The 19,587-nt window shown below is 73.4% G+C and carries 18 protein-coding genes; 14 read left to right on the forward strand and 4 right to left on the reverse strand.

The annotated features are described in order from the left end of the window. Positions 1–36: 36 nt before the first annotated feature. Together AC0680_RS13635 and AC0680_RS13640 are read right to left on the reverse strand one after the other, a co-directional pair. Positions 37–1,350: a sensor histidine kinase gene (locus AC0680_RS13635; RefSeq protein WP_478627864.1), complete on the reverse strand. Its 1,314-nt coding sequence runs from the start codon at positions 1,348–1,350 to the stop codon at positions 37–39. 197 nt (positions 1,351–1,547) lie between these two features. Continuing rightward, the gene (locus AC0680_RS13640) at positions 1,548–2,798 is read right to left on the reverse strand and encodes a sensor histidine kinase (protein WP_478627865.1); all 1,251 of its coding nucleotides are present in this window, start codon (positions 2,796–2,798) and stop codon (positions 1,548–1,550) included. Positions 2,799–3,005: 207 nt separating this feature from the next. Here AC0680_RS13640 and AC0680_RS13645 point away from each other — a divergent pair, with 207 nt between their 5' ends. From AC0680_RS13645 to AC0680_RS13710, 14 genes are all read left to right on the forward strand, one after another. Continuing rightward, positions 3,006–4,151, forward strand: coding sequence for a secretion protein snm4 (locus tag AC0680_RS13645; RefSeq protein WP_478627866.1), 1,146 nt, complete (start codon positions 3,006–3,008; stop codon positions 4,149–4,151). A 138-nt stretch (positions 4,152–4,289) separates the two neighbouring features. Next, positions 4,290–6,020 carry a CpaE/TadZ family protein gene (locus AC0680_RS13650; RefSeq protein ID WP_478627869.1) on the forward strand — a complete coding sequence of 577 codons (1,731 nt, stop codon included), beginning with the start codon at positions 4,290–4,292 and terminating at the stop codon, positions 6,018–6,020. Between the two features lie 245 nt (positions 6,021–6,265). After that, positions 6,266–6,667 (forward strand): NADH-quinone oxidoreductase subunit A, encoded by a 402-nt coding sequence (locus AC0680_RS13655; RefSeq protein ID WP_393487357.1) that lies wholly within the window; start codon positions 6,266–6,268, stop codon positions 6,665–6,667. Continuing rightward, positions 6,658–7,317 (forward strand): NADH-quinone oxidoreductase subunit B, encoded by a 660-nt coding sequence (locus AC0680_RS13660; protein ID WP_478627871.1) that lies wholly within the window; start codon positions 6,658–6,660, stop codon positions 7,315–7,317. The genes AC0680_RS13655 and AC0680_RS13660 overlap by 10 nt, the downstream gene beginning before the upstream one ends. Further along, positions 7,314–8,567 (forward strand): NADH-quinone oxidoreductase subunit C, encoded by a 1,254-nt coding sequence (locus tag AC0680_RS13665; RefSeq protein WP_478627874.1) that lies wholly within the window; start codon positions 7,314–7,316, stop codon positions 8,565–8,567. Before AC0680_RS13660 ends, AC0680_RS13665 begins: the two co-directional genes overlap by 4 nt. Positions 8,568–8,640: 73 nt before the next feature. Beyond that, positions 8,641–9,606: a complex I subunit 1/NuoH family protein gene (locus AC0680_RS13670; protein ID WP_478627877.1), complete on the forward strand. Its 966-nt coding sequence runs from the start codon at positions 8,641–8,643 to the stop codon at positions 9,604–9,606. Continuing rightward, positions 9,606–10,268, forward strand: a complete 663-nt coding sequence (locus tag AC0680_RS13675) for a NuoI/complex I 23 kDa subunit family protein (protein WP_478627880.1) — start codon at positions 9,606–9,608, stop codon at positions 10,266–10,268. The genes AC0680_RS13670 and AC0680_RS13675 overlap by 1 nt, the downstream gene beginning before the upstream one ends. Continuing rightward, positions 10,265–10,879: an NADH-quinone oxidoreductase subunit J family protein gene (locus AC0680_RS13680; RefSeq protein WP_478627882.1), complete on the forward strand. Its 615-nt coding sequence runs from the start codon at positions 10,265–10,267 to the stop codon at positions 10,877–10,879. Before AC0680_RS13675 ends, AC0680_RS13680 begins: the two co-directional genes overlap by 4 nt. Further along, positions 10,879–11,250 (forward strand): NADH-quinone oxidoreductase subunit NuoK, encoded by a 372-nt coding sequence (gene nuoK / locus AC0680_RS13685; protein ID WP_478627884.1) that lies wholly within the window; start codon positions 10,879–10,881, stop codon positions 11,248–11,250. The genes AC0680_RS13680 and nuoK overlap by 1 nt, the downstream gene beginning before the upstream one ends. Further along, complete coding sequence (locus tag AC0680_RS13690) at positions 11,247–13,244, forward strand: NADH-quinone oxidoreductase subunit 5 family protein (protein ID WP_478627887.1); 1,998 nt, start codon at positions 11,247–11,249, stop codon at positions 13,242–13,244. Before nuoK ends, AC0680_RS13690 begins: the two co-directional genes overlap by 4 nt. A gap of 98 nt (positions 13,245–13,342) precedes the next feature. Next, the gene (locus AC0680_RS13695; RefSeq protein WP_478627890.1) at positions 13,343–14,983 is read left to right on the forward strand and encodes a complex I subunit 4 family protein; all 1,641 of its coding nucleotides are present in this window, start codon (positions 13,343–13,345) and stop codon (positions 14,981–14,983) included. Beyond that, positions 14,983–16,536: an NADH-quinone oxidoreductase subunit N gene (locus AC0680_RS13700; RefSeq protein ID WP_478627893.1), complete on the forward strand. Its 1,554-nt coding sequence runs from the start codon at positions 14,983–14,985 to the stop codon at positions 16,534–16,536. The genes AC0680_RS13695 and AC0680_RS13700 overlap by 1 nt, the downstream gene beginning before the upstream one ends. 230 nt (positions 16,537–16,766) lie before the next feature. Continuing rightward, complete coding sequence (gene htpX, locus AC0680_RS13705) at positions 16,767–17,633, forward strand: zinc metalloprotease HtpX (protein ID WP_478627896.1); 867 nt, start codon at positions 16,767–16,769, stop codon at positions 17,631–17,633. Between the two features lie 133 nt (positions 17,634–17,766). Beyond that, the gene (locus tag AC0680_RS13710) at positions 17,767–18,159 is read left to right on the forward strand and encodes a YccF domain-containing protein (RefSeq protein ID WP_478627899.1); all 393 of its coding nucleotides are present in this window, start codon (positions 17,767–17,769) and stop codon (positions 18,157–18,159) included. A gap of 12 nt (positions 18,160–18,171) precedes the next feature. On the opposite strand, the gene AC0680_RS13715 is transcribed toward AC0680_RS13710, so the two are convergent. Both AC0680_RS13715 and AC0680_RS13720 read right to left on the reverse strand, forming a co-directional pair. Then, the gene (locus AC0680_RS13715) at positions 18,172–18,912 is read right to left on the reverse strand and encodes an antibiotic biosynthesis monooxygenase (RefSeq protein WP_478627902.1); all 741 of its coding nucleotides are present in this window, start codon (positions 18,910–18,912) and stop codon (positions 18,172–18,174) included. Positions 18,913–19,059: 147 nt separating this feature from the next. Then, complete coding sequence (locus tag AC0680_RS13720; RefSeq protein WP_384429836.1) at positions 19,060–19,548, reverse strand: YajQ family cyclic di-GMP-binding protein; 489 nt, start codon at positions 19,546–19,548, stop codon at positions 19,060–19,062. Positions 19,549–19,587: the final 39 nt, after the last annotated feature.

The following is a 19,587-nucleotide window of genomic DNA, read 5'->3' on the forward strand; positions in this document are numbered from 1 at the left end:
CGCCGACCGGTCTCCCCGCTTCGGTGTCCCCCGTGGTCACCCGCGCCAGGGCAGTTCGGCGGTGATGGACGTCGGGCCGCCGATCGGGGAGTCCACTATGAGCAGGCCGTCGACGGAGCCGAGTCGCTCACCGAGGCCGGCCAGGCCGGTGCCGGCATCGGTGCGGGCGCCGCCCCTGCCGTCGTCCGTCACCAGCACCACGATCCGGTCGGCGGTGCGCCAGACGTCCACCGTCGCGCGGGTGGCCCGGGCGTGCTTGGAGACGTTCTGCAGCAGCTCGGAGGCGGTGAAGTAGGCGATGCCCTCGATGGCCGCCGCCGGGCGGTGGTCGAGGTCCACCGTCACCCTCACCGGAACCGTGCAGCGGGAGGCCAGCGCCGACAGTGCGGGGCCCAGGCCCCGGTCGGTGAGGATCGCCGGGTGTATCCCCCGGGCCAGATCCCGCAGCTCCTGGAGCGCGATCTTCACCTCGCCGTGTGCCTCGTCGACCATCCGCGCCGCGGCCTCCGGGTCCTCGGCCAGCTTCTCCTTGGCCAGGCCCAGATCCATGGCGAGCGAGACCAGCCGTGCCTGCGCGCCGTCGTGCAGATCGCGCTCGATGCGGCGCAGATCGGCCGCCGCGGTGTCCACCACCACGCCGCGGTCCGACTCCAGCTCGACGACCCGGGTCGCGAGCGCGGAGGGGCCCAGCAGGCCGCGGACCATGACCCGGTCCACCTGCGTCAGCCCGCGGATCACCCAGGGCCCGGCCAGCACCAGCAGCAGCCCGATGCCGCTGGTCAGCCAGATCTCCGCGGGGGTGTCGAGGTAGAAGCCGCTGCCGCTGCCGTCGCCCCACATCTGGATGCCCGGCTGGTCGAGGTAGGCGGGGAACGTCCACCGCCACAGCGGATAGGCCAGCAGGGCCCAGCCGATGGTCCAGAACGTCAGCGAGAAGACGAAGGAGAAGACCGCCCACGGGAAGTGCAGCAGGGAGTAGAGCAGGTGCCGCCAGGACACCCCGCTCTTCAGCACGGCCCCGACCCAGCCCATCACGCCCGGCTTCGAGGGGCGCACCGGCTCCGGATCGGCCACGTCCAGCGCCAGCAGACCCCTGGCCCGCGCACGCTCCACGCTGCCCAGCCCCCGGCTGCCGGCCAGACCGCCCGCCAGCACCGGAATTCCCAGGAACGTCACCAGCAGACCGGCGCCGAGCGAGATCACCGCTATGGCGTAGGCGAACATCACGACGGACATCGGGAGGCTGAGGAAGAGGTAGAGGAACTCCCGCCAGGTGCGCCCGGAGAACGGGGCGCGCAGTCCCACGGGAACTCGCGAGCCGCGGGGCTGCGGTGCGTATGCGGTATCCATCGTCTCGTCGTCCGTTCTGTCGTATGCGGTTCCTGACTGTCGGCGCCGCTGAGTGAGCTGCCGGCCCTGCTCGGGCCCAGCGGTTTTCCGCTACGACAAGCCTCCGCGAGCCGAGCCCGGCGCACCATGAGGGTCTTCGCAGTCTTTTCCTGGGGTTTTCCCCACCCCCCGACCTGGGGTTCAGCACAACCGGCAGGTCAGCGGCCCCTCGGCCGGAGCCCCCGCTTCGACGCCGACGCCGGCGCGGGAGCCGCCCCCGCCCCGGCCCGCGCCCGCCACGGCAGCTCCGCCGTCACCCGCGTGGGCCCGCCCGCCGGCGAATCCAGCACGAACAGCCCGTCCACCGACCCCAGCCGCTCGGCGAGCCCGGCCATCCCGCTGCCGCCGTCCAGCCGCGCCCCTCCCCGCCCGTCGTCCACCACCTGGATCAGCAGCCGGTCCTCCGCCCGCCACACCTCGACAAACGCCCGCCGCGCCGCGCTGTGCTTGGAGACGTTCTGCAGCAGCTCGGAGACGGTGAAGTAGGCGATGCCCTCGATGGCGGGCGCGGGCCGCTCGGCCAGGTCGACGGAGGTCGTCGCGGGCACCGTGCAGCGCCCGGCCAGCGAGGCCAGGGCGGGCCCCAGCCCGCGGTCGGTGAGGATCGCCGGATGGATGCCCCGGGCCAGATCCCGCAGCTCCTGGAGAGCCAGCTTCACCTCGCCGTGCGCCTCCTCCACCATCGCCGCCACGGTTTCGTCGGCCTGACCCTCCAGCAGCTTCTCCTTCGCCAGCCCGAGCCCCATGGCCAGCGCCACCAGCCGGGCCTGCGCGCCGTCGTGCAGATCCCGCTCGATCCGCCGCAGATCCGCGGCCGCGGTGTCGGTGACCGTCACCCGGTCCGACTCCAGCTCGGCGATCCGCCGCTCCAGCTCGTCGGAGGGCGAGAGCAAGCCGCGCACCATCGCCCGGTCGACGTTCGACAGCCAGCGCGCCACCCAGGGGAGCGCCGGCCATCCCACGAAGAGCGAGACGAAGACGACCGTGAAGGTGAGAAGCGCCCACGGCAGCCGGATGAACGCGAACAGCGCGTGCCGCCAGGCGACCGGATCCTTCAGGCACGTCCACAGCCACGGGAAGAACCCCGGCTCCCGCGCCCGTAGCGGGCTCGGCTCCTCGACCCGCACCCCGAGCAGCGCCCGCGCCCTGGCCCGCTCCAGCCTCCCGTACTGCCGGCACGCCATCAGCCCCGTGGCCAGCAGCGGCAGGCCGATCACGGTGACCGACAGCCCGAGTCCCAGCGTCAGCCAGACCACCACCACCGCGAACGCCACGACGCCGAGCGGGAAGTTGGCCAGCAGATAGGCGATCTCCCGCCACGTCGCCTTGCCGAGCGGTGCTCGGGGCGGCGGGGGTGAGGCACCGTCAAGGTCGTCAGCAGCGGCACCGGGTCGGGAACTGTCCGTCATGCCCCCAGCCTGCCCGGCCGCGGCCGCGGGTGCCATGGGGTGGCTGGGGTGGTGGGTGGTGGGGTTTTCCCCACCACCGCTTCCGATGCCGTCCGCCCCGTCGCAGGTCAAGGCCCTGGCCCGGCGCGGCGCGTGGGCACTGGTTGTGCCCGTCTCGTTGTCCACAGCGGTGGACAGGGCGCGACGCCGGGACCGTATGGTGTGGCGATGCACAACGGGAGGGGGCGGGTGGCGATGGCGCGCAGTGACGAGGGCCGGTTGCTGAAACCGGATTTCGCCGCGCGGCAGCCGGAATCCGCGGCGCGGGACCTCGCCGACGCCTCGGCCGGCCCCCTCGACGTCCGCGGCTGGGGATGGGGCGAGCAGAGCAGGGCCTGGACCGCGACGGCGGCGAGCGTGCTGCTCGGGGCGGTCGCCGGGATCTGCGCACACAACTGGTACGGGAACGGGAGCGCCGCCCTGGGGCTCGGCCTCGCCGCCGTCGCCCTCGCGGGTGCCGGAGCCGCCCTCGGCACCCGCGCCGGACAAACGAGCCCGCGCGTCCCCCGGGTCGCCCTGCTGCTGGGCGGCATCCTCGGGGTGGCCGCGGCATGGCAGGCGGTCCCGGACGGCGGCCCCAGGCTCGCCGCCGTCGGGCTGACCGTCGCGGCCGTGCTCGCGCTCCTCGGACTCCGTGCGGGGCTCGGGCGCGGCGGCCTGATAGGCGCGGGGTCGGTCGCGCTCGCCGTGGGCGCCTGGGAGCTGGGACTGGCCCTGACCACCCCCGCGCGCACGGGAGTTGCGCTCGGCTTCGGCTCCGTACTGGTCCTCGGCTATCTGCCGCGAATCGCACTGATGGCGGCCGGCCTGACCCGGCTCGACGACCAGCGGTCCGGCGGCACACCGGTCAGCCGGCACCAGGTGGCGGGCGCGCTGGGCGCCGCCCATCGGGAACTGGCCCTGGCCACGGTCGCGATGGCGGCCTCGGCCGGCGCCGCCGGGGTGCTCGCGGTGCGCACGCCCGGCCTGTGGACGGTGCTCGCCGGGCTGCTTCTGTGCGTCGTCCTGTGTTCGCGCGCCCGCGCCTATCCGCTGGCCGTGGAGGTCGTCGCGCTGCTGGGGGCCGGCCTGGTGGTGGGCGTACGGCTGGTGCTGCTCTGGGCCACCGACGGCGGGGCGCCGGTGTTCGCGCTGGCCACGCTGGGTGTGCTGGCCGTGCTGCCGGTCGTGGTGCTCGCCGTGCGGCTGCCGGAGACGCTGCGGGCCCGGCTGCGGCGGTGGCTGGACCTGGCCGAGTCGGTGAGCGTGGTGGCGCTGATCCCGGTGGCTCTCGGCGCCTTCGGGCTCTACGGCCTGCTGTTCGGCACGTCCTGACCCGGAGGGTGGTGGAGGGTCTTGTCATCGTCGGGAGCGAATCCGGACCGAGCGAATCCGGACCGAGCGAACGTGGACGGAGCGGGAGTGGGCGAGGGGGCCCGAGTGGGAGCCGGAGCGGCGGAAGGCAGGGACGCGGTGAGCACGAGCTACGGGCCGGGCGCCCTTCCGGCGGCCGAGCCGGTGCAGGCCACCGAGCCGGTGCAGGCGGCCGGGCCGATACCCGCCGCCGGGCCGATGCCCTCACCCGCCGCCCCCGCCCCGGCGCCCATCCAGGCCGCGGCGCCGCCCGCCCCTGCTGTCCCTTCCGCCCCTTCCGCCCCTTCCACCCCGTCAGCCCAGGCCCCCGCCCCCGGCCGCTACGGTCGGTCCGGACTGCCCGCGCGGACGCCGGTCTCCGTGCCCCTCCTGCCGCCGGAGCTGGCCGACGGGCAGCCCAGGCCGCGCCGCGGCGACCCGCTGGCCCGGCGCGCGGGCCGGGCGCTGCGCCGCGTCTTCGCCTCGTCGCCGGCCGCCGAGACGGCCGCCGTCACCCAGGCCGCGTACGCCATCCAGCAGCCCGTCACCACGGGCCGGCAGATCGCCGTGTCCAGCATCCGGGGCGGTGCGGGCAAGTCCACCGTCGCCGCCCTCCTGGCGCTCACCTTCGCGCACTACCGCTCCGACCCCGTGCTCGCCGTCGAGGCGGACCCGGCGCTCGGCACGCTGCCGCACCGCCTGGGCGCCCGTGAGGTGCGCTGGTCGGGCAGCGATCTGGCGCAGATCGTCGATCCGTCGATGCTGATCACGGACCTGACCGGCTATCTCCTGCCGTTCGCCGGCGGCGGCTGGCTGCTGCCCGGCAGCCAGGGCGCCATCGGCACCCGTCTGGACATCGACACCTACCGCGTCGTGATGACGTCCCTGCGCCGCCACTTCGCGGCCACCGTCGTGGACTGCGAGACGCTGCCCGCCGAGGTCGCGCGCACCGCGCTGGTGACCACACACGCGCGGGTGCTGGTCACTCCGGCGACCCCGGAGGGCGTGGCGGCCACCCGCTCCGTACTGGACTGGATCGGCGGCCTGCACCCCGGACTGCTGCCCACCACGGTGGTCGTGCTCACCCACTCCTCGCCCGACAGCGGCGTCGATGTCCGCAAGGCGGCCGAGCACCTGGGGGCCGGTGGCGCGGCGGTGCTGCCGCTGCCGTACGACCGCCATCTGGCGGCCGGTGGCGCGATCCGTACGGAGCTGCTCGGCGAACGGACACGGGAGGCGGCGGCGCGGATCGCGGCCGAGGCGATGAACCGCGCGGCCTCGCGGGATCCGGGCCGGCGCCGGCAGCAGCCCGCACCGCCCGCGGAGGGCCGGGCGACGGCCGACGCGCCGGTCCAGGCGGCCACGTACGTGGAGGGCCAGGGGCCGGTGTACGCACCGGGGCAGCCGCCGGCGACCGCGCCCGGGCAGGCGCCGGTGTACGCACCGGCACAGACGCCGCCGCAGGCGCCGCTCCCGACACAGCCACACATGCCGCACACGCCACACATGCCGCCTCAGGCGCAGCCGCAACCGGCGCCCCAGGCACCGGCGCCGCTCCAGTCCCGGCAACCCCAGCCGGCGCCCCAGCAGCACTACCCGCCGCAGCCCGCACCCCAGGCCCCGCCGCAGCCCGCGCGCCAGGCTCCGCCGCAGCCCGCACCCCAGGCCCCGCCGCAGCCCGCGCGCCAGGCTCCGCCGCAGGCCGGGCCCGCGGCCCAGGCCCCGGCGCCCCAGGCCCCGGCGCCCCAGGCCCCGGCGCCCCAGGCGCCGGCTCCCCGGGCTCCGGAACCCCCCGCCCCCGCCGCCGGCCCCGACAGCCGCAGCCCCTTCGACGGCGGTCCGGTCCGCTGATCGTCCGTTGATCACGCCCCCTCCCGCCCCGGTGGGAGGGGCGCGGCATCCCGCTTCGTGAGACGCCTGATGAGACAACCGCGCAGGATGTCTACGCTGCCTCCCGCCCAGGTAGGGCGAAGTACGGACAAGCTCACCGTCGGCGACGACGCGGCTGCTCGGGCGGGCCTGACAGGGCCTAGACTCCCGTCCGTACAGATCGTCGAAGTCGTTGAACAAGCGCAGTCAGGGAGCGAGGGGCGGACGTGCCGGACGCGACCGTACGCACCACCATCGCCGCGGACTATTTCCAGGGCTATTCGGTCGTGGGGCTCATCGCCGTGGTCGGTGTGCTCTTCGTCGCCGTGGCCTTCGGGGCCGGGCGGCTGCTGCGCCCTGCCGTCCCGACGCCCGAGAAGCTGCTGACGTACGAGTGCGGCGTGGACCCGGTCGGCGAGGGCTGGGCGCACACCCAGGTCCGCTACTACGTCTACGCCTTCCTCTACGTCATCTTCGCCGTCGACTCGATCTTCCTGTTCCCCTGGGCGACGGTCTTCGCCGCCCCCGGCTTCGGCGGCGTGACGCTCGTGGAGATGTTCATCTTCCTCGGCTTCCTCGCCGTCGGCCTGCTCTACGCATGGAAGAAGGGCGTCCTGGAATGGACGTGACCCCCGTCTCCAACGGCTCGGCAGCCGCGCCCGAGGGCGCCGCTCCCGAGTTCCTGCCGGAGCCGCGACGCCTGGGCACCCTGGCCCGGCTCGCGCCCGAACCGATGAAGGTGGTCCTCAACTGGGGCCGCCGCTACAGCCTGTGGGTCTTCAACTTCGGCCTGGCCTGCTGCGCCATCGAGTTCATCGCCGCTTCGATGGCGCGCCACGACTTCATCCGGCTCGGTGTGATCCCCTTCGCGCCCGGCCCGCGCCAGGCCGACCTGATGGTCGTCTCCGGCACCGTCACCGACAAGATGGCGCCCGCGGTCAAGCGGCTCTACGAGCAGATGCCCGAGCCCAAGTACGTCATCTCCTTCGGGGCCTGCTCCAACTGCGGCGGTCCCTACTGGGACTCGTACTCGGTCACCAAGGGCGTCGACCAGATCATCCCGGTCGATGTGTACGTGCCGGGCTGCCCGCCGCGGCCGGAGGCGCTGCTGCAGGGCATCCTCAAGCTCCAGGAGAAGATCGCCCGCGAATCGCTGGGCGAGCGGTACACCAAGGGCGCCGCCCGGCCCTCGGCGGCCGCGCTGCGCAGCGGGCTGGTGGCGCCGCCCGCCCCGAAGCCGGCGCAGGAGCCGACGGCACCGGGGGAGGAGCCTCGATGAGCGAGCAGCCGGACCAGCCCGAGCAGCCGGCCGAGCAGCCGGAGACCGCCGAGCAGCCCGCCCCCGAGCCCGTGGTCGGCTGGCTGCGGCGGCCCGCGAGCGAGATCTTCGGCGCGGGCGCCACGGCGGAGCTGGCGTACGACCTGCTGACCGTCGACGTCCCGGTGGACGGCTGGCTCACCGCGCTGACGGCGGCCCGTGACGACCTCGGCTGCAGCTACTTCGACTGGCTGAGCGCCGTCGACGAGCCCGGTACCGGCTTCCGGATCTGCGCGCACCTCGCGGACGTCGCCCGCCCAGGGGCCGTGCGGCGGCTGATCGTGCGCACGACGGTCCCGCACGAGGCGGCCGCGCTGCCCACCGCCGTCGGCGTCTACGCGGGCGCGGGCTGGCACGAGCGCGAGACCCACGAGATGTTCGGCGTCGACTTCACCGGCCACCCCCACCTCGTACCGCTGCTGCTGCCCGAGTCCTTCGAGGGGCACCCGCTGCGCAAGGACTTCGTGCTGGCGGCGCGGGTCGCCAAGGCGTGGCCGGGCGCCAAGGAGCCGGGCGAGTCCGAGCACGGCGGGCCCAAGCGCCGCCAGATGCTGCCGCCCGGTGTCCCGGACCCGAACGAGTGGGGCCCGCTGAAGGGCCAGCTGCCGCCGGCGCCCGCCCGGCCCGCGCGGGGTGCGCGGGCGGCGGGCGGGGCCCGCGCGGCCGGTGCCGCCGCGGGTGAGCGCCCGGCGCGGCGTGCCCGGACCGCGAGCGCGGGTTCGGCGAGCCAGCAGGCCGCGGGGGAGGGGGCAGCGGCCCCCGAGACCCCGGCGGCCGCGGAGACACCGGCAGCCCCGGCGCCTACCGGGCGGCCGGAGCGCCCGGCCCGCCGTACCCGCTCGGCCGGCGAGGGTTCGGCGAGCCAGCAGCGTGCGGCGGCGGAGGCGGCCGGGCCCGAGCAGGCCCCGGCGGCGAAGGCCCCCGAGGCGTCCGCCGCGCCGCGCTCCTCCGACGCGCCGTGGCACCACGCGCGCCCGGCCTTCGACGAGCCGGAGCGCAAGGCGGCGCCGGAGCAGCCGGAGCAGAAGGCGGAGCCGGGGAAGACGGGCCCGCAGAGCCCGGCGGAGCCGCAGCAGCCGCCCGCGCCCGCGCCCGAGCCGACGGACGAGGCCGAGCAGAAATCCGCGCCGGTCCAGCAGCCCGAGCCCGCGCCCGAGCCCCGCCCCGACCAAGCCACCCCCCAAGACCCGGCAGGAGGCGAGACCCCATGAGCGAGCGCAGCGAGCGAATCGTGGAGAGGTGCGCGCCTCGCGAATGCGGGGCCGAGCGAAGCGAGGTGTCGGCATGAGCGACGCCCTCGACATCGCGCTGCGCCTGCTCGCCGTCTTCGCCGTGTTCCTGGTGTTCCCCCTGGTCATCGGGCAGACCGAGCACAAGGTCATGGCCCATATGCAGGGCCGCCTCGGTCCGATGTACGCGGGCGGCTTCCACGGCTGGGCGCAGCTCGTCGCCGACGGTGTGAAGTTCGCGCAGAAGGAGGACATCGTTCCGGCCGGTGCCGACCGGCGGATCTTCCAGCTCGCGCCCGCCGTCGCCCTGCTGCCCTACCTCCTGGTGCTCGTCGCCATCCCGATAGGGCCGCACAACGCCGTCGGACAGGCCCTGGACGCGGGGATCTTCTTCGTCCTCGCCGTCATGGGCGTCGGCGTGCTCGGCTCACTGATGGCGGGCTGGGCCTCGGCGAACAAGTTCTCGCTCCTGGGCGGTCTGCGGACGGCCGCGCAGCTGCTCGCCTACGAGCTGCCGATGCTGCTCGCCGCGGCGTCGGTGGCGATGGCGGCCGGCACGCTCTCGCTGCCCGGCATCGTCGAGGCCTTCCACTGGTGGTGGCTGCCGTGGCAGATCGTCGGCGGGGTGGTCTTCTTCACCGCGGGGCTCGCCGAGCTGCAGCGCCCGCCGTTCGACATGCCGGTCGCCGACTCGGAGATCATCTTCGGCGCGTACACCGAGTACACCGGACTGCGCTTCGCCCTCTTCCTGCTCGCCGAGTACGCGGGGATCGTCGTGCTCTGCGCGCTGACCTCGGTGCTCTTCCTCGGCGGCTGGCACGGCCCGTTCGGGGCCGACGGCCTGGGCTGGCTGTGGACGTTGCTGAAGACCGCGATCCTCGCCTTCGGCGTCATCTGGCTACGGGTGACCTACCCGCGGCTGCGCGAGGACCAGCTGCAGAAGCTCGCCTGGACGGTCCTGATCCCGCTCTCTCTCGCCCAGATCGCCCTCACCGGCGTAGTGAAGGTGGTGATCTCCTGATGTCCCTCCCGTCTCCCGACCACCACTCCTCTTCGACGCCCTCCGGGCGGCCCCGTAAGTTCCCCGGCAGCGGCCTCGCCAAGGGCCTGGCCGTCACCCTGCGGACGATGACCAAGCGGTCGGTCACCGCGCAGTACCCGGACGTCCAGCCCGACCTGGCGCCCCGTACCCGCGGCGTCATCGGCCTGTTCGAGGAGAACTGCACGGTCTGCATGCTGTGCGCGCGTGAGTGCCCGGACTGGTGCATCTACATCGACTCCCACAAGGAGACGGTGCCGCCGGCCGCGCCCGGAGGCCGTGAGCGCAGCCGCAATGTGCTGGACCGCTTCGCGATCGACTTCGCGCTGTGCATGTACTGCGGCATCTGCATCGAGGTGTGCCCCTTCGACGCGCTCTTCTGGTCGCCGGAGTTCGAGTACGCCGAGACCGACATCCGCGAACTGACCCATGAGCGCGACAAGCTCCGCGAGTGGATGTGGACGGTGCCCGAGCCGCCGGCGCTCGACCCGGCGGCCGAGGAGCCCAAGGAGATCGCCGCCGCCCGCAAGGCCGCGGACAAGCTCGCCGCCCAGCAGGCGGCGGAAGCCGAGGCACAGGCCGAGGCGGAGTCCGCCGCGGCCCACGACCAGGAACCACCGAAGACCTCAGGGGAGGAAGCGTGACGCTCGCCGCCACCGCCGCAGGCCACGGCTTCCTTTCGCCCACCGGTGTCGAGATCGCCTTCCTCCTGGTCGGTATCGCCACGCTCGGCGCGGCCCTGGTCACCGTCACCACCCGGCAGCTGGTGCACGCCGCCCTCTGGCTGGTCGTCGCCCTCGGCGGGATCGCCATCGAATACCTCCTCCTCACGGCGGAGTTCATCGCCTGGGTGCAGGTACTGATCTACGTCGGTTCCGTCGTCGTCCTCCTGCTCTTCGGGCTGATGCTCACCAAGGCCCCCATCGGCCGCTCACCGGACGCCGATTCCGGCAACCGCTGGGCCGCGATCGTGGTGGCCCTGGCCTCGGCCGGCGCCCTGGTCTGGGTCGTCGTCGACGCCTTCCGCGCCACCTGGATCAACCTCGACGGCGCCGCCCAGGGCTCCACCGAAGTCTCCGGGCGCAGCCTCTTCCAGTACTGGGTGCTGCCCTTCGAGGCGCTGTCGGTGCTGCTGCTCGCCGCGCTCGTCGGGGCGATCGTGCTGTCCCGCAAGGGCGGCGAGGGCAAGGCCCCGGCGGCGGCGCTCAGCAACAGCGCCTCCGGTGCCCCCGACCCGCGAGAGGAGCAGCGCTGATGCATCTGGCTTATCCGGCCGTCCTCGCCGTCCTCCTCTTCTGCACCGGTCTGTACGGCGTGCTCGCCCGCCGCAACGCGATCCTGGTGCTGATGTCCGTCGAGCTGATGCTCAACGCCGTCAACCTCAATCTCGTCGCCTTCGACGTCTGGCTGCGCGACACCCTGCACGCCGGCCAGGCGCTCACCCTCTTCACCATCGCCATCGCCGCCGCCGAGATCGGCATCGGCCTGGCGATCGTGCTGCTCGTCTACCGCAACCGCGGCAGCTCCGACATCGACCGGCTCCGCGACCTCGCCGAGCGGCCGGCCGGGGCGGACGCCGCGGACGGGACGCCGCAGCCGGACACCAAGGCGGAGGCCACCGCGTGACGCTCACGACCACCGCCGTCCTCGTTCCCCTCCTGCCCTTCCTCGGGGGCGTCGCCGGCCTCCTCCTGGGGCGCCGTACGCCCGGTTTCGTACGGCCGCTGGCCGTGCTGCCGACGCTCGCCGCGGCCGCGCTCACCGTGGTCGTCGCCGTCGGGCAGGGCGGCGGACCGGCCACCGACGTCGCCACCCGGCTCACCCCGACCGGCTCGATCCCCATCGACCTGGCCCTGCACATCGACGGCTTCGCCGCGCTGATCGCCGTCCTGGTCGGTTTCGTGGCGACCTGTGTGCAGATCTACTCCACCGGCTATCTGCGCGACGATCCGCGCTACCCCTCCTACGCCGCGCTGGTCTCGCTCTTCACCTCCGCGATGCTGCTGGTCGTCTACACCGGCGACCTGATGATGCTGCTGGTCGGCTGGGAAGTCATGGGCATCTGCTCCTACTTCCTGGTCGGCCACTACTGGGAGACCGAGGCCGCCCGCGCCGCCTCGCTCAAGGCCTTCCTCGTCACCAAGCTCGGCGACGTCCCCTTCCTGTTCGGCATCTTCGCGCTGGCCGCCGACGCCGGCACCTTCAACATCACCGGCATCCTCGGCTCCGTGGCGAACGGCGGCCTGGACCACCCGACGCTGATCGCGCTGCTGCTGCTCGGCGGTGTCGCGGGCAAGTCGGCCCAGTTCCCGCTGCACACCTGGCTGCCGGACGCGATGGCCGGCCCGACGCCGGTCTCGGCGCTGATCCACGCCGCGACGATGGTGGCGGCCGGTGTCTATGTCGTGGCCCGTCTCCTCCCGGTCTTCGCGGCCTCCGCGGCCGCGCTGGTCGTGCTCGCCGTCATGGCCGCGATCACCATGGTCGGCTCCGGGCTGGCCGCGCTGGCCCAGGACGACATCAAGCGCGTCCTGGCCTATTCGACGGTCGGTCAGCTCGGCTACATGCTCGGCGCGCTGGCCGTCGGCGACCGCGGCGCCGCCGTCTTCCACCTCCTGACGCACGGTGCGTTCAAGGCCCTCCTCTTCCTCGGCGCGGGCGTGATCATCCACGCCGCGGGCACCAACTCGCTGGCCGCCATGTCCCGGATGAGCGGCCTGGCCCGGCGCATCCCCGACGCGTACTGGACCGTCACCGTCGCGCTGCTCGCCCTGGCCGCCGTCCCGCCGTTCGCCGGCTTCTTCTCCAAGGAAGCCGTCCTGGGCGCCGCCGAGCACGCCGCCACCGGAGAGGCACCCGCCGTCCCCGGCGCCGCCGGCTGGACCGTACTGGTCTCCGGACTGCTCACCGCCCTCCTCACCGCGGCCTACGCCGCCCGCCTGTGGCTGCTGGCCTTCAAGGGCAAGGGCGTCGAAGCCCCCGACCACGGCCCGCAGCCGGTCGTCATGAACGCCGTCCTGTGGGTGCTCTTCCTGCCCACCCTCGCGCTCGGTCTCACCGCCCCCCTGCTGCCCCAATGGTTCGACGGGCGCTCGCTCGCCCCGACCCTGACCACCTCCGTCCTGGGCACCGGTCTCGCCCTCATCGGCGGCCTGGTCACCTACGCGGCCTGGCGGCACACCAGCGCCCTCGCCGCCCGTACCCCCATCGGTGCGGTCGTCACCGCCGCGGACGCCGCCCCCGGGCTCGCCGAGGAGACCGCGATCGCCACCCACGCCCCGGTCTACGGGAGCGTCTCCGGCGCCGCCGACCCCGCCGACCCCGGCCGCCTCCTGCTGGGCCCGCTGCACCGCCACGCGGCCGTCGGCTTCCACCTCGACGCCGTCTACTCCGCCCTCTTCGTCCGGCCCGTACGCGCCGCCGCCACGCTGGTCCGCTTCCTGGACCGCGAGGTCGTCGACACCTACGTCCGCGGCGCCGGCACCGCGCCCCGCCTGCTGGGCGCCGCCGTCCGCCGCGCCCAGACCGGGAACGTGCAGACCTACCTCGGCGCGCTGCTCGCGGGCTCGCTCGTCCTGGCCGTCGTCGCCGTCCTCGTCGCCACCGGCACGGGAGCCTGACCGTGCTGCCATTCCCCGGGGGCCGATCCCCGCACCCCCAGCCGACAGCCCTCGTGGCCTGCCTCGCCGGAGCCGAACCCCTGAGGAGGGCCTGACCCGTGAACCACACCGCTCTGCAGCTTCTCCTCGCGGGGGCCGTCGCCCTGCCTCTCGTCGGCGCGCTCGCCGCGCTGCTCCCGGCTCCGCCCGGGCTTCGGGGCAAGAACCCCGACCAGGCCGTACTGCGCCACGGCGTGACCGTCACCGGCGTCGTGCTGGCCGCCACCCTCGCGCTGGCCGTCGGCTTCGACCACGCTCACCCGGCCCGTATGCAGGCCACCACCGACATCAGCTGGATCCCGGCGCTCGACATCCGTATCCACCTCGGCGTCGACGGCATCTCGCTCCCCCTTGTCGTCATGACCGCGCTGCTGACCTTCCTGTGCGCGCTCTACAGCTACTTCCACATGCCGGCGGGCCCGTCTCCCAAGGCATTCGTGGCCCTGCTGCTCACTTTGGAGGCCGGCACCCTCGCGACCTTCGCCGTCCTCGACCTGATGCTGTTCTTCCTCGCCTTCGAGATGGTCCTCATCCCGATGTACTTCCTCATCGCCCGCTGGGGCGGTGCGGACAAGCAGGCGGCGGCCTGGAAGTTCATCCTCTACACGCTGCTCGGCTCCGTCGTGATGCTGCTGGGCCTCCTCCTGATCGGCGTGAAGTCCGGCACGTTCGACATGGTCGCACTCGCCACTGACAACGGCCCGAACGCCCAGCTCAGCCACACTGTCCAGGTGCTCGCGGTGCTCGCGATCGGCATCGGACTGGCCGTCAAGTCCCCGCTGTGGCCCCTGCACAGCTGGCTGCCCGACGCGCACACCGCGGCCCCCACCGTCGGCTCGGTGCTGCTGGCCGGCGTCCTGCTGAAGATGGGCACGTACGGGTTCGTGCGGATCGCGCTGCCCATCACGCCCGAGGGCATGCACACCTTCGCCCCGTACCTCGCCGCGCTGGCCGCCGTCGGCATCATCTACGGCTCGCTGGCCTGCCTCGCCCTCGTGCGCAAGGGCGCCAAGGGCGACCTCAAGCGCCTGATCGCCTACAGCTCCGTCGGCCACATGGGCTTCGTCCTGCTCGGCATCGCCAGCATGACCCCCACCGGCGTCAACGGCGCGCTGTTCGCCAACATCGCCCACGGCCTGATCACCGGCCTGCTCTTCTTCCTGGTCGGCGCCCTCAAGGACCGCTACGGCAGCACCGACCTCGACGCCCTCGCCGGCACGACCGGCGCCGCCCTCTACGGCAGGGCGCCCCGCTTCGGCGGTCTGCTCGCCTTCGCGGCCGTCGCCTCGCTGGGCCTGCCCGGCCTGGCCGGCTTCTGGGGCGAGATGCTCGCGATGTTCGGCGCCTTCCGGCCGGCCGCCGGCCTCAGCCGCCCCGCCTTCCTGACGTTCATGGTGCTGGCCGGCCTGGGCACCCTGCTGACCGCGGCGTACCTGCTGCTCGTCGTCCGCCGCGTCTGCATGGGCGGCACCCCGCACCTCGCACCCACCGCCCCGCTCGGTGACGGGAGCGACCCGGACGGCGCCGGCCCCGCGGACCCCGCACCGTCCGCGGTCCCCGTCGTCCCCGACATCGCGCGCTACGAGTACGCGGCCTGGACCCCCCTCGCCGTGCTCACCGTCCTTGCCGGACTGTGGCCCGCGGCCCTCCTCGGCCTCACCGACCCGGCCGTCCAGCAGCTCCTCGGAGGCGGTAAGTGATGAGCTCGGTCACCTCACTGGTCCAGTCCGTCGACTGGCTCGCCATCGCGCCGCCCACCCTCGCCGCGGTCGTGGCCCTGGTGGTGCTCGTCGCCGACCTCTTCCTTCCGGCGGCCCGCAAACCGGTGCTGGGCTGGATCGCCACGGCCGGCCTCGCGCTCGCCGCGCTGACGCTGCTGCCCCTCCTGAACGGCGACCGCCGCACCTTCTGCCTCACCGGGCACCCCGATGTGTGCAGTTACGTGGCCGACCCGTTCACCCTGGTCATCCAGTTCCTGGTGCTCGGCGGGGCGCTGCTGACCGCCCTGCTGTCCATCGACACCATCAAGGACCACGACCTGCCGACCGGCGAGTACTGGTTCCTGCTGCTGTCCTCGGCGGCCGGCGCGGCCCTGCTGCCCGCCTCCAGGGACCTCGCCACCCTCGTCATCGCCCTCGAAGTGGCCTCGCTGCCCGCCTTCGCCCTCGTGGGGCTGCGCCGCGGCGACCGGCTCTCCTCCGAGGCGGCGCTGAAGTTCTTCCTGTCCTCGGTGGCCGCGACCGCCGTGATGCTGCTCGGCGTGAGCTTCCTGTACGCCGCCACCGGCAGCCTGTACCTCTCCCGGGTGGCGAGCGGCCTGGCCGACCTCCCCGACCCGCGCCTGGCCACTCTGGCGAGCGCCGGCGTCGCGCTCACCCTGGTCGGCTTCGCCTTCAAGACCGCCGCCGCCCCGTTCCACTTCTGGGTGCCGGACACCTACGTCGGCGCACCGCTGCCCATCGCCGGCTACCTCTCCGTGGTCGGCAAGGCGGTCGGCTTCTCCGGCCTGATCCTCGTCACGGTCCAGGGCTTCCCCGCTTACGCGGACATCTGGGGCCCGGCGCTGGCCGTCCTCGCCGCGCTCACCATGACCGTCGGCAACGTCGCGGCCCTGCGCCAGGACCCGCACCGCGCGCACAGCGCCGTACGCCTGCTCGCCTGGTCCTCGGTCGGCCAGGCCGGCTACCTCCTGGTCCCCCTCGCGGCCGCCGGATACGCCCACGATCCGGCGCACGCCATCGGCTCCACGGTCGCCTACGCCCTGATGTACGCGGCCGTGAACCTCGGCGCCTTCGCCGTCGCCGCCCTGGTGGCCCGTACGAGCCCGGCCAACCGCATCGCCGACTACCGGGGCCTGTACGCCCGGCGCCCCCTGGTGGCGCTCGCGCTCGGCTTCTTCCTGCTCTGCCTCGCCGGTCTGCCGCCGGGCATCATCGGCCTGTTCGCCAAGGTCACGGTCTTCGCCGTGGCCGTCGACGCGGGGCTGGCCTGGCTCGCCGTCGTCATGGCCGTCAATGTCGTGATCGCGCTCTACTACTACCTGCAGTGGACCGCGGTGCTCTTCCGGGGCGCCAAGGAAGCCGAGGCCGCCGAGGAAGCCGGCGCGACGGCAGCCCCCCGCGCCGGGGAGCCGTCCCGCGCCAGGATCCCGGGCCCCCTCGCCACCGCCATCGCCCTGGCCGCCGTCCTCGGCGTGGCCCTCTCCGGCGCTCCGCAGCTCGTCCTGCGCTTCGCGTCCGGGGCGCTGCTCTGACGGACCACCGCGCACCGTAGGGGACCCACCCCGGGCCCCCTACGGCCTCCTGTCCACCCGTACAGCGGTACGGCACCACGTCGCGCACCCCCGTGCCCCGCCCGGCCCCGCCGTCCGCGCGCCGGGGAACCAGGCCCGTTCATCTCGCGTTGACCAGTGCGTAAGGGTCCACTGGAGAGTGGAGCAACAAGGCACAGGGTTCCCCTGCCGCACCGTTTGGAGGGCGTACCGTGCACCGCCGGCACAACGGGCTCAGGACCGCCGTACTCCTCGGGGGGCTGTCCGCCCTCATCATCGTCATCGGCAGCCTCTTCGGCCGTACGGGCCTGATCATCGCCGTCCTCGTCGCCCTGGGCACCAACGCCTACGCGTACTGGAACAGCGACAAGCTGGCCCTACGGGCCATGCGGGCCCGTCCGGTCAGCGAGTTCGAGGCCCCCCAGCTCTACAGAATGGTCCGCGAGCTCTCGACGGCCGCCCGCCAGCCCATGCCGCGGCTGTACATCTCGCCGACCCAGGCGCCCAACGCCTTCGCCACCGGCCGCAACCCCCGCAACGCCGCGGTCTGCTGCACCGACGGCATCCTGCAGCTGCTGACCGAGCGCGAGCTGCGCGGCGTCATCGGCCATGAGCTCAGCCATGTCTACAACCGCGACATCCTGATCTCCTCCGTCGCGGGCGCACTGGCCTCGGTCGTGATGTTCCTGGTCAACTTCGCCTGGCTGATTCCCATAGGCCGCTCCGACGACGACGAGGGCCCCGGCCTCCTGGGCATGCTGCTGGTCGCGATCCTCGGGCCGGTCGCGGCCTCGCTGATCCAGCTGGCCGTCAGCCGCTCCCGCGAGTACGAGGCGGACGCCTCGGGCGCCCAGCTCACCGGCGACCCGCTCGCCCTGGCCTCGGCCCTGCGCAAGCTGGAGGCCGGCACCCAGCGGCTCCCGCTCCCGCCCGAGCCCCGGCTGGAGACCGCCAGCCACATGATGATCGCCAACCCCTTCCGGGCCGGCGGCGGCATGTCCCGGCTCTTCTCCACCCACCCCCCGATGCGCGAACGGATCACCCGCCTCGAACAGATGGCGGGCCACCACGGCCCCTGAGGTGCCGGGCGCCGGCGGGAACGGGTGGCCGTCCCCGCCACCCCGTCGCATCATGAGTGCAACGTTTCACCAGGCTCGGTGCGTCTAGCAGAGCAGTTACGTTCTGTGCCGTGCCCGTGGAAGGCTGCCGATCATGAAAACCCTCCTCAACGTCCTCTGGCTGATCCTCAGCGGCTTCTGGCTGGCGCTCGGCTATGTCGTCGCGGGCATCATCTGCTGCATCCTGATCATCACGATCCCCTTCGGCATCGCGTCCTTCCGGATAGCCGGCTACGCCCTGTGGCCCTTCGGCCGTACGACGGTCGTCCGGCACGACGCCGGCGCCGGTTCGGTGATCGGCAACGTGATCTGGTTCGTCTTCGCGGGCTGGTGGCTGGCCCTCGGGCACATCGTCACCGGTATCGCCCTGTGCGTGACGATCATCGGAATCCCCTTCGGCATCGCCAACTTCAAGATGATCCCGCTCTCCCTGGTGCCGCTGGGCCGGGAGATCGTCCCCACCGACCAGCCGTTCGCCACCCGCTGACGCGAGGCCGCGTCACACCCGTACGAGCCCCCTGGGGGCCGCATACCGCCGGAACCCCAGCGGTTCGACCCCCGGCAGGCCCGCGATGAAGCTCATCACCGGACCGCCGGCCCGCAGGCTGGTGCCGATCTGCCGGGCGTGCGACTCCGGGTCCGTCCACTCGCTGTAGTTGACGACCCGTGTGCCGTCCTCGCTGATGTGGAAGTGCGAGGCGATCCCGCCCTCGCCCCGCTGCACCCCGCCGAGCAGGTCCAGCAGTCCGTCGACGAGCCCCCGCGCGGCCTCGTGCCCCGCCGTGCGGAAGGCGACGCGTACGACGCAGCCCGGCGTCCCCGGCTCCCCGTCGGGCAGCATGCTGCGGTACAGCCGGTAGTGGGCGGGCCCGGGGGCGGTCACCTCCCCCGCCGCCTCCAGCGCCGCCGCGACCCGCTCGCTCAGCCCGGTGTCCTCGCTCCGTACGAACTCCCGGTGCGCCGCGTCGCTCGTCCACTGGGCGTAGTTGAGCACGCTGCGCCCGTCGGTCCCGGCGAACAGCACCCGCGACAGGAACCCCGCCGGCAGCGGTGTCCGCTCCCAGGCCCGGGCGACGCCGTCCAGGACGGCCCGCTGCCCCTCGGGGCTGCCGGCATCCCACTCGCTGATCAGTACCGCCCCGGCGTCCGGCCGCCGGACCTGCGGGAACACATCCGTGACAAAGCCGTCCCCGGGACCGGTCACCGAGGCGGCGCTGCGCTGCGCGTCAAGAGAAGTCATGCCATGAGACTGCAATCTCAAGCGCGGTTGAGGTCAAGCACTCCCGTCGGCCGTCCGTCGGCAGGGGCTCCTACGGGCGCCACTCAAGCCGGTGGGGCGGCACGCCGCAGCGCACCGCCCCATCCATGGCACCCGGAGGCCGGGCTGCTACCGGTAGTTCACGAACTGGATGGCGAAGTCCAGGTCCTTGCCCTTCAGCAGCTGCTGCACCGCCTGCAGGTCGTCCCGGCTCTTGGAGCTGACCCGCAGCTCGTCGCCCTGCACCTGCGCCTTGACGCCCTTGGGGCCCTCATCGCGGATGATCTTGGCGACCTTCTTCGCGTTCTCCTGCGAGATCCCCTCCTCGATGGAGGCGAAGATCTTGTACTCCTTGCCCGAGGCCTGCGGCTCGCCGGCGTCCAGCGCCTTGAGCGAGATCCCGCGCTTGACCAGCTTGGTCTCGAAGATGTCGAGTACGGCCTTGACCCGCTCCTCGGCGTTGGCCCGCATCTCGATCTTCTCGCCCGACCACGCGATCGACGCGCCCACGCCCTTGAAGTCGTAGCGCTGCGAGATCTCCTTGGCCGCCTGGTTGAGGGCGTTGTCGACCTCCTGCCGCTCTACCTTCGAGACGATGTCGAAACTGGAGTCGGCCATGTTGAGTTGGCTCCTCGTACCTAGATCCGTCAGGGGTGC

The sequence above is a fragment of the Streptomyces sp. NPDC043738 genome, from assembly GCF_056436545.1.

What these genes read in the sequence shown, in the direction of transcription:
- AC0680_RS13660 (WP_478627871.1), top strand. Translation starts at nt 6,658, where the DNA reads ATGGACGTGACCCCCGTCTCCAACGGCTCGGCAGCCGCGCCCGAGGGC.
- AC0680_RS13710 (WP_478627899.1), top strand. Translation starts at nt 17,767, where the DNA reads ATGAAAACCCTCCTCAACGTCCTCTGGCTGATCCTCAGCGGCTTCTGG.
- AC0680_RS13670 (WP_478627877.1), top strand. Translation starts at nt 8,641, where the DNA reads ATGAGCGACGCCCTCGACATCGCGCTGCGCCTGCTCGCCGTCTTCGCC.
- AC0680_RS13635 (WP_478627864.1), bottom strand. Translation starts at nt 1,350, where the DNA reads ATGGATACCGCATACGCACCGCAGCCCCGCGGCTCGCGAGTTCCCGTG.
- AC0680_RS13640 (WP_478627865.1), bottom strand. Translation starts at nt 2,798, where the DNA reads ATGACGGACAGTTCCCGACCCGGTGCCGCTGCTGACGACCTTGACGGT.
- nuoK (WP_478627884.1), top strand. Translation starts at nt 10,879, where the DNA reads ATGCATCTGGCTTATCCGGCCGTCCTCGCCGTCCTCCTCTTCTGCACC.
- AC0680_RS13715 (WP_478627902.1), bottom strand. Translation starts at nt 18,912, where the DNA reads ATGACTTCTCTTGACGCGCAGCGCAGCGCCGCCTCGGTGACCGGTCCC.
- AC0680_RS13645 (WP_478627866.1), top strand. Translation starts at nt 3,006, where the DNA reads ATGCACAACGGGAGGGGGCGGGTGGCGATGGCGCGCAGTGACGAGGGC.
- AC0680_RS13700 (WP_478627893.1), top strand. Translation starts at nt 14,983, where the DNA reads ATGAGCTCGGTCACCTCACTGGTCCAGTCCGTCGACTGGCTCGCCATC.
- AC0680_RS13675 (WP_478627880.1), top strand. Translation starts at nt 9,606, where the DNA reads ATGTCCCTCCCGTCTCCCGACCACCACTCCTCTTCGACGCCCTCCGGG.
- AC0680_RS13665 (WP_478627874.1), top strand. Translation starts at nt 7,314, where the DNA reads ATGAGCGAGCAGCCGGACCAGCCCGAGCAGCCGGCCGAGCAGCCGGAG.
- AC0680_RS13720 (WP_384429836.1), bottom strand. Translation starts at nt 19,548, where the DNA reads ATGGCCGACTCCAGTTTCGACATCGTCTCGAAGGTAGAGCGGCAGGAG.